2 protein-coding genes are annotated in these 1,369 nt (G+C 42.8%); both read right to left on the reverse strand.

What is annotated here, in order from left to right; genetic code table 11:
* Positions 1 to 66: 66 nt before the first annotated feature.
* The gene (locus HMPREF0367_RS08750; protein ID WP_035403399.1) at positions 67 to 486 is read right to left on the reverse strand and encodes a DUF3846 domain-containing protein; all 420 of its coding nucleotides are present in this window, start codon (positions 484 to 486) and stop codon (positions 67 to 69) included.
* Positions 483 to 1,369 (reverse strand): DUF3991 and toprim domain-containing protein (locus HMPREF0367_RS08755; RefSeq protein WP_035403402.1); only part of this gene is annotated, 887 nt, incomplete at its 5' end. The genes HMPREF0367_RS08755 and HMPREF0367_RS08750, both read right to left, overlap by 4 nt.

The raw sequence follows: 1,369 nt of genomic DNA on the forward strand, positions 1-1,369 counted from the left end.
TGTTTATCCAAATGGTCTGCTCGCTAAGAATAAACATCTCCTCCGGGTTGCCCCGTTCTCAGGCTGCTATCTCTCATAATCCTTTGATTTCGGCTTAAAAGGTTCAGCTACGATATTGCCGTCCACTTCCTTAGAAAAGCGTTCGGGATACTTGAACTGTTCCTTGTATTTCTTCATCATATCGTCCGGCAAGCTCTGAAAGCTCTCGCTCTCAGGTGGTGCATAACAGATAAAGAACTTGCCGCAGATAATATCTACCATCTCTTTCTTATCATTGTCCTGCACATAAACTGCACGGTTAAGCGGAAGTCCTCTCATCTTTCCTTCCTCATTACAGATGATTGCAACGTCATCGTCATAGGGCATATATTCCTCAATATCCCCACCGACAACCTCCTGCATTGCTTCCAGACTGTCGTCGATTACAATTTCCTTCGGGTACTTTTCCGGTTCTACCAAGAGAACTTTAATCTTTGTATCATTCATCGTTCTTCATTCCTTTCGTGTGTTTTTTTATTGTAAATTCCCATTCGCATACAAAGAAAATCGTTGAAGTCCTTACCTGCTTTTGGTGGCTCATCAACGATTTCATACTTATCCGGCAGAATAGTTTTTAAGGTCTGTGCTGCCTTTCTGCCCGCTATATCATTGTCAAAATGGATACGGATTTTCCTGACAGATGGGTTACTGCCAAGATACTTTTCCAGTGCAATCGGCACTTTACTGTCCTCAATTTTCTTTGCCGGAGAATACACCCCGGACAGCGAAACAAAGCTTATTTCTTTCCAGTCCTGCCCGTTCAGTTTTGCAAGCGTGGCATAGGATAACAAGTCAATGGCACACTCAAAGAGGTGTACTTCCTCCAAATTTTCCTTACCAAGCCGAAAAGAATAATCTTTTTTACTGCCACTGCAATCGCCCATAATCCTACGCTTATTCGTGGAACGGTAGGCTGCATATTTCGGTTCTTTCTTCTCGTCATAGCCTACAAATACAACATTGTGATACGGCAGGCTCTCAAAGATAAGGTCATTAGAGATACAGTAATTGATGATTTCAAAATCTATTCCTCTCCCGAAAAGATACTCTGTAATCACTCTGTTGGAAGCACATTTTTCAGGGAGAAGAAGCGGTTTATTTTCCTCTTTTGGCTGTGGCTTTTCATAGACCGGAGCCTGAATCGCTGTGTGTCCGATAATGGTTTCCACTGCTTCAAGGAAGCTGTAACCTTTGACCTTAATCAGATAATCCAAGGCACTCCTGCCGCCAATTCCTCTCGACCACCATATCCATTTCCCGTTTGAAATTTTCAAACTGTCGTGGGTTCTGGTGCAATAGGTATTACCTGAAAACTTAACCAGCTCATACG

Source organism: Faecalitalea cylindroides ATCC 27803 (assembly GCF_000469305.1).
GTDB classification, from domain to species: domain Bacteria; phylum Bacillota_I; class Bacilli_A; order Erysipelotrichales; family Erysipelotrichaceae; genus Faecalitalea; species Faecalitalea cylindroides.

What these genes read in the sequence shown, in the direction of transcription:
- HMPREF0367_RS08750 (WP_035403399.1), bottom strand. Translation starts at nt 486, where the DNA reads ATGAATGATACAAAGATTAAAGTTCTCTTGGTAGAACCGGAAAAGTAC.